This is a genomic window from Psychrobacter sp. PG1 (assembly GCF_014897815.1).
GTDB lineage: Bacteria > Pseudomonadota > Gammaproteobacteria > Pseudomonadales > Moraxellaceae > Psychrobacter.
On sequence record NZ_JABUZG010000033.1, the window covers coordinates 1 to 5,989 of the forward strand.

Annotated in this window: 9 protein-coding genes; all 9 read right to left on the reverse strand. The window is 34.3% G+C overall.

Features of this window, described 5'->3' with window-relative positions:
• Positions 1-125: 125 nt before the first annotated feature.
• Complete coding sequence (locus INT03_RS01475) at positions 126-554, reverse strand: hypothetical protein (RefSeq protein ID WP_193007288.1); 429 nt, start codon at positions 552-554, stop codon at positions 126-128.
• On the reverse strand, positions 544-951 hold the full coding sequence (locus tag INT03_RS01480) for a DUF2726 domain-containing protein (RefSeq protein WP_193007289.1): 408 nt from the start codon (positions 949-951) through the stop codon (positions 544-546). The genes INT03_RS01475 and INT03_RS01480 overlap by 11 nt, the downstream gene beginning before the upstream one ends.
• Positions 952-1,072: 121 nt before the next feature.
• Positions 1,073-2,143 (reverse strand): HEAT repeat domain-containing protein, encoded by a 1,071-nt coding sequence (locus INT03_RS01485; protein ID WP_193007290.1) that lies wholly within the window; start codon positions 2,141-2,143, stop codon positions 1,073-1,075.
• 451 nt (positions 2,144-2,594) lie between these two features.
• Entirely contained in the window at positions 2,595-3,317 is a 723-nt protein-coding gene (locus INT03_RS01490; protein ID WP_193007291.1) for a DUF2786 domain-containing protein, read from the reverse strand.
• A gap of 60 nt (positions 3,318-3,377) precedes the next feature.
• Positions 3,378-3,956: a single-stranded DNA-binding protein gene (gene ssb, locus INT03_RS01495; protein WP_193007292.1), complete on the reverse strand. Its 579-nt coding sequence runs from the start codon at positions 3,954-3,956 to the stop codon at positions 3,378-3,380.
• 86 nt (positions 3,957-4,042) lie between these two features.
• Positions 4,043-4,234, reverse strand: a complete 192-nt coding sequence (locus tag INT03_RS01500) for a hypothetical protein (RefSeq protein ID WP_193007293.1) — start codon at positions 4,232-4,234, stop codon at positions 4,043-4,045.
• Between the two features lie 76 nt (positions 4,235-4,310).
• Positions 4,311-5,036 carry a hypothetical protein gene (locus tag INT03_RS01505; protein WP_193007294.1) on the reverse strand — a complete coding sequence of 242 codons (726 nt, stop codon included), beginning with the start codon at positions 5,034-5,036 and terminating at the stop codon, positions 4,311-4,313.
• A gap of 63 nt (positions 5,037-5,099) precedes the next feature.
• Positions 5,100-5,618 carry a hypothetical protein gene (locus INT03_RS01510; protein ID WP_193007295.1) on the reverse strand — a complete coding sequence of 173 codons (519 nt, stop codon included), beginning with the start codon at positions 5,616-5,618 and terminating at the stop codon, positions 5,100-5,102.
• An 18-nt stretch (positions 5,619-5,636) separates the two neighbouring features.
• Positions 5,637-5,930: a hypothetical protein gene (locus tag INT03_RS01515; protein ID WP_193007296.1), complete on the reverse strand. Its 294-nt coding sequence runs from the start codon at positions 5,928-5,930 to the stop codon at positions 5,637-5,639.
• Positions 5,931-5,989: the final 59 nt, after the last annotated feature.

The following is a 5,989-nucleotide window of genomic DNA, read 5'->3' on the forward strand; positions in this document are numbered from 1 at the left end:
GTTGAGGCTTAGGGAAGCTTGCTTAAAATTGGCTCGAATGAGACAATTTTATGCTTAGCTACCCTTAGTCGCAATGATACGGCATTGGAACGGAAAGCCCGTCTGACAGACTGCTATTCCTTATATTAATTTCTTATTTTTATAATTAATTGGTTTTCACCACTCTCATAAATATCTACACTATTATCTCGCTTAGGTATCAAATATATACTGTCACCAATTTTACTTAGCTCAACCTGCTGCTCTAAATCATCAATCGACACAGAAGACTCGTCAAGACTAATTGGCTCATAAAAAGAAGCGTCTCCTAAGTCTATTTTATTACTTTGCCAACTATTATCCCCATTCACCCCATAATCATAACTTTTTTCAAAGAGATCATAATCATCTTCAACCACAAAAACCACGCCTAATACCACTATTAGGAAAACTATAAATAATAGTATTGCCAATGCAAAATGCCGTGACTTTCTATTAACCTTTTCTACTTTTACATCTACTTTTTCACACTGGGTTTCTAATTCATTGTTATCTGCTTCAATATCAACCTTCATACACCTCTCCTAAAACATCTTGTCTCAGTTCTTTTCTTGGCGGTATATTTGGGTATCTCAATGCCTTATGGCCACCAGCTTCTACCATTTCATCACGCTTGGCATCTTTTTTCTCTTTACCGATATGGCTTCTATCATCAAGCTCAATCACAGCCAATATATTAAATTCATCATCAGTAACCACGTAGTCTGCCATTTTTTGAGCAAACCTACCTCTATGTTGGTATGGTGCGTCTAGTATCGCTCCTAAGCATACTTGTGAGAATATATAACATTCAGGCAAAGATCTTTCCATGCTTTTAAACATCGCCTTTTCACGTTCAGTCATTAGTTTTTTACTGGTAATTCCATAACTCTTCACATCATCGCTTACTTCTTTGTTTTTCTTCTTTGGCACTTTTCCATCCGTTAAGACAAAAAAGAATATCGCCCAACCCACTATCAGCAATGCTATGAAAACATACACAATAATTTCACCTTTAGTATTTATAATTATTTGATACTTTTATTGTCAGCGATTACTCGCCTACAACTATTCTTCGAAGCGCAATATCTCTAACATCTTTATCTTCGTCTTTACTAAGCTTATGAAGGATATGAACGTCATTGGTGTAGGTTGCGACAGTTTCTCTAACTGAGTAGTCATCGTCTTGTGATAGGACATCATGACAATAACCTTTTATTGCCACTATCATTTTTATATAATTCATTGTATGGGTTTTTCCTTCGATGAAGGATTTGTAAAAGATACCTCTATTCAATAATTCGGTAATAATGCCTATATTTTTTGTACTGTGGGCAATAGTTTCTAATTGTTCTAAAGTAACATTTTGATTGCATACGATTAATCTACGAACCTCATTGGACTTATCATTCAATAATTTTTCTAAATGCTCTACAAGTCCTTTTTTAGCAACTGCCATTCTTACATATTCGTCTTTATCGTCTACAAGGACATTAAGGTGCTTTGTAATACCTAGTTTAGCTATGGTATATCGTACCCCTCTATCTTCGTCCGTAAGCATACTATCAACATAACCTATATCGCCAATATTCATAATCAAGGGAGTAAAATATTTAAACATAAGCTCTTCTTGTTCATCATCAGTGCATGCAAAATCTATACAGCCATTGAAACTATTACCGTTCTCGTATGTAGATAGTAGATACTCAACTACTTTTTGACGGACACCAGCATGAGGGTCTTTAGATAATTTCTCAAGATACATACCATTCATAGCGACCAAAGCTCTCTCTTGCCAAGCATTGCTATTGCAATAAAATTCAAAATCAATAGAGTCAGAATACTTCACTCTATATTCATTAAGAACATCATAAATATTTGAGTCCTCATGTTTACTATCATACTCCTCAATCTTCTCAATACTTTCAATATAGATATCTAAATTAATATTCAGAGCATCCATATCATAACTGCCAAAGTCATCTATAAAATTATCTATACCGTCATTGTCAGAAACATAACTAGCATAGGCGGATTTACCTAAAATAATCAGGTCAACCTCAACAAGACTATACTCACTAATTCCATCTACAGATAATCTAACTAAACCTTCATTTGTTATCATAGTTAATACCCTTATGTTGATATTCTATTTATTTTCTTGGTGGTATAGTAAAAATTTTATAAAAGTAGTACGGTAGTTTTAAAACAAGCAAAAAGTAAAAAGATTATGACTTACTCAGCAGACTTTCGTACTCAAGTGATCAAAAGTGTCGATTTTTATATTTTTGTTAGCGGTTTTAATAAAAATATTACCTTTTTGAATAAGCATATCCAAAGAACTTTCGATCAAGCTTGTCATACACTAAACCCAATGTAAAAAACAAGGCAACAAAAGCTATTGATATTGACAGCTTACTCTTAAAGCCTTCAATATTTACATCTAGTTTGATCAATAAAGAAAATAGAATTAGCATGACTATTATTTCAAAAATCATGAATAAAAACATGAATACTGTCTTTCGATCTAAACTAAATATACTCAACTTATGATTATTCATCTTACACTTCCTTTTTTAGATGGCCATATCCTGTTCAATCATCGCTTTAGCTTCATTTGCCCCTACAGCCGTATGTAGCTCAGCGTCATCACTTGCTATATACCCCTGCATATAGTCGTCAACGCTACCTGTACGTGGTGCATTGCTGCCAGTATTACTTGTTTTAGTAACGCTCAATGCTCCAAGGTCACTTTGCATTTTTTGTTCTATAAGCTTGATATCAGCTTTTGGTGGGGTAATGTTACCTACTAATAACTCAACGCCTTTTACCCAGCCCATGCAAAACCTATCTGCGCGTGAATATTTATTCTTTTTAATTCTGACACGCCTAAGATCGTTCTTCAGATATAACTTACGTGCATCCTTAAGCTGACTAGACAAAACATCGAACGCATAAGACGCTATTTCTGCATGAATGTTAGAACCAACATAACACGCTTTATATTTATCGCTTTCATAATCATATTTGTAATAATGCTTGCAGCCAAACATACGCGCTACCATTCCAGACAATCTACAAATATAAGAAGGCACTGCCGTTCTTGGTAGCTTGGTATTGCTTGTCGAATAAGTGATATCTGCCATCAGCATATCTTCTTCACTAATACCATGTTTTTTCATCATGTTAGTAGCTTGTCTCAATGCTGTGGCCGCTTCATTCTCATTGCTAGATGATGCCATAGCCAAACAATGCTTAATGCGCTTCATTAGGCGTTCATTTTCATCTTTAATAGTCATTGTCACCTAAATCCTATTTAGTGAATCAATATCTTTCTCCGCTAACTTTAATTACCGATTTTAAAAATCGTCCAATATATCGTCCACGTCAACCTCTTCATTAGAATCAACGGCATCTTCTTTTTTAGTTGTTTCTAGTTTTTCTTCACCTTCTTTATATTCAGTCTGACCATCCACCTTTTCGTTTGATTCAGTTACTTGTTCTTGCTTATTATCGTCAAAGCCGTCATCAAACCCATCATCAAAATCATCTTCTTCAGGCTTATTCTGTGCTGTGCTAGCATTACTATTATCATTTTCTTTTTTATTGCTATCTAACATTTGTAAATCATAACCACGAATTTCTGTTATGTATTTATCATTACCGTCTTCATCTTTGTATTTTCTTGTCTTCAGCTTAGCTTCAATATATACAGCACTCCCTTTTTTCAGAAATCGTTCTGCCGCATTAGCAAGCCCGTCATATAAGCTTACTCGATGCCATTCAACGGATTTTTTTTGCTCACCGCTATTTTTATCTATCCAGTATTCCTGAGTGGCAATAGATAAATTAACTACCTTGCCGCCATTATTAAAATTCTTAACTGCTGGATCAGCACCTAAATTACCTGCTATTACTACTCTATTAATCCCTCTCATAACTAAACCTTTTATTAATAAGTTAATTAAATTTAATAAATATTATACATTAATATTTATATGATAGAAAACATTTATTCGCTTATTTATACAGCATTCCATTTCTCAATTAACTTAATTACAGTTTCATATTCTGCTTTATCATCTAAGTATTCTTCGTAATCAGTAACACCATTATCATCAGCTATCTTGATATCAGAAGATAACTTACGCCCATACCTTACAAGCAGATTATTAACTAGAATTTTTTCATCATCACTAAGTTCTAAGTTTGACATCTAAAGTTCACCTTTGTAGTTAACAGCTAATATCAATCTTTACTGTTTTTTTGATAAAGCCAGTTTAATATTTTTATTATCTAAAACTAAGGCTATAATTAATCATACTGCTAACTATATTTTTAATAACCAAACTTTCGGCATTGGGTAAAATGAAAGCATCTTCATTCACACGGCTCTTAATCACAGGTTCATGAATATAGATATTTTTAATGGATATCTCGTTTCTCTTTACGCCACTTCGAGCTTGGCAATAAAGTAGAATATAAGGTTTATTTTCTTGGAAAAGAGTTACATCTATCGAGTGGAAGTCGGTTTTATGAATATATTCTTCAGTAATCTTTATTTCATAGGCGTTATCACCTAACATTTTATCGCTATTAGCCCTTCTGTCATCTTGGGTCTTGTGTTTTTCGAGCCAAATATTATGTTTAGCGTACACTTTTTCGATAAAAGCATTAGCAAGGCCAAACGCTTTCCTAGATTCATGAGAATAGGTATCGTTAAACCATGCCTCCTCTGCGGCAACTATCTGTTGTTCACGCTCTTCTTGATAATCCAACCTATTGCTTGCTATTTCTATATTAGACACTTTTACTTTTTTATCCCAACAATCTCTTTTTGCACTTTCAGGATGCCTACTACAATTGCAATTATCCATATAATAATCAGCCCTTTCTTTAAGATTGGTAGATTTAGGTTGATCAATCTTTCCTACAATCAAGCATAAACACCCAGCTTCAAAGTATTCAGTAAGGCGCTTGCTGCTGCTATACCCATCATTGTTCTCAGAGTTATCCATTGTGTCTCCGTAGTTCATTTCGATTATAAAACCAATTTAATTTGCGTTGACGCAAATAATTTATCACCCTACCAACTCACTATCTCTAGGTATTAGGTAATAATTTGGATGCTGGTTAGTGGCCAATAAGATAACAGCCCATGATCGACTTGTGATATGTCTTTCGCCCTTCTCGTACTTAGATATATCGCCCTTTGTGCATCTACCCCAAAGTTTTGCAAAATCAGTTTGATTGAGCTTTGTAAGACTCCTAATACGTTTGATCTCAGATCCTTTAGGTTGTCCTACTATTAACGGTACATTTTCATTGTCAAAGACTTCATCCTCACTATGTCTATTCATCAGTCGGTAGTGTGGATGCTCACCAGTAAAAAGTAGAAATAACGTATAAACTCTATCGTCAATATCTGATTCAAAATTTTCATACTTAGATATTAAACTCTGATTGCTCAACCCTAAAATATCTGCCACCAATTCTTGACTGCCAAAATCTTCTCTAATTTCAATGAATTTATTAGCATCAGCATTAACAACTACCGATTGCCAAGTAGCCACGTCAAAATTATTTTTTGTACAACTCATGATCTTCACCTTATTTTGTTATTTAGCCCAATGATCAAAAAAAACAAACCCATCTACGAATAAGTAGAAACGGCCAAACAATTCATCAACTACTTTCTTCAGCATTTTAGGATCAGACCCTCTCCAAGCTTCATTATTTGTTTCAAGCCATAATCTTACAAACTCTTCTTTGCTTCCAAACTCCCCCACGACACTTCTACTTGCTAACTCTTCAGCTAAACGTCTTTCGCAACCAAACCCCTTGCAAAAAGCTAGTTTCAATTTTTCCAACTTAGCTTGCTGTCTTGGTGACAATTTTTTAAACTTTGACATAATTTTCTCCGTTGGTTAGGTCAGCACCTTGCCGACCTCATAAAACCTATTATATATAA

Coding starts and splice junctions, on each gene's coding strand:
- INT03_RS01475 (WP_193007288.1), bottom strand. CDS start 554: ATGAAGGTTGATATTGAAGCAGATAACAATGAATTAGAAACCCAGTGT.
- INT03_RS01485 (WP_193007290.1), bottom strand. CDS start 2,143: ATGATAACAAATGAAGGTTTAGTTAGATTATCTGTAGATGGAATTAGT.
- INT03_RS01490 (WP_193007291.1), bottom strand. CDS start 3,317: ATGACTATTAAAGATGAAAATGAACGCCTAATGAAGCGCATTAAGCAT.
- ssb (WP_193007292.1), bottom strand. CDS start 3,956: ATGAGAGGGATTAATAGAGTAGTAATAGCAGGTAATTTAGGTGCTGAT.
- INT03_RS01500 (WP_193007293.1), bottom strand. CDS start 4,234: ATGTCAAACTTAGAACTTAGTGATGATGAAAAAATTCTAGTTAATAAT.
- INT03_RS01505 (WP_193007294.1), bottom strand. CDS start 5,036: ATGGATAACTCTGAGAACAATGATGGGTATAGCAGCAGCAAGCGCCTT.
- INT03_RS01510 (WP_193007295.1), bottom strand. CDS start 5,618: ATGAGTTGTACAAAAAATAATTTTGACGTGGCTACTTGGCAATCGGTA.
- INT03_RS01515 (WP_193007296.1), bottom strand. CDS start 5,930: ATGTCAAAGTTTAAAAAATTGTCACCAAGACAGCAAGCTAAGTTGGAA.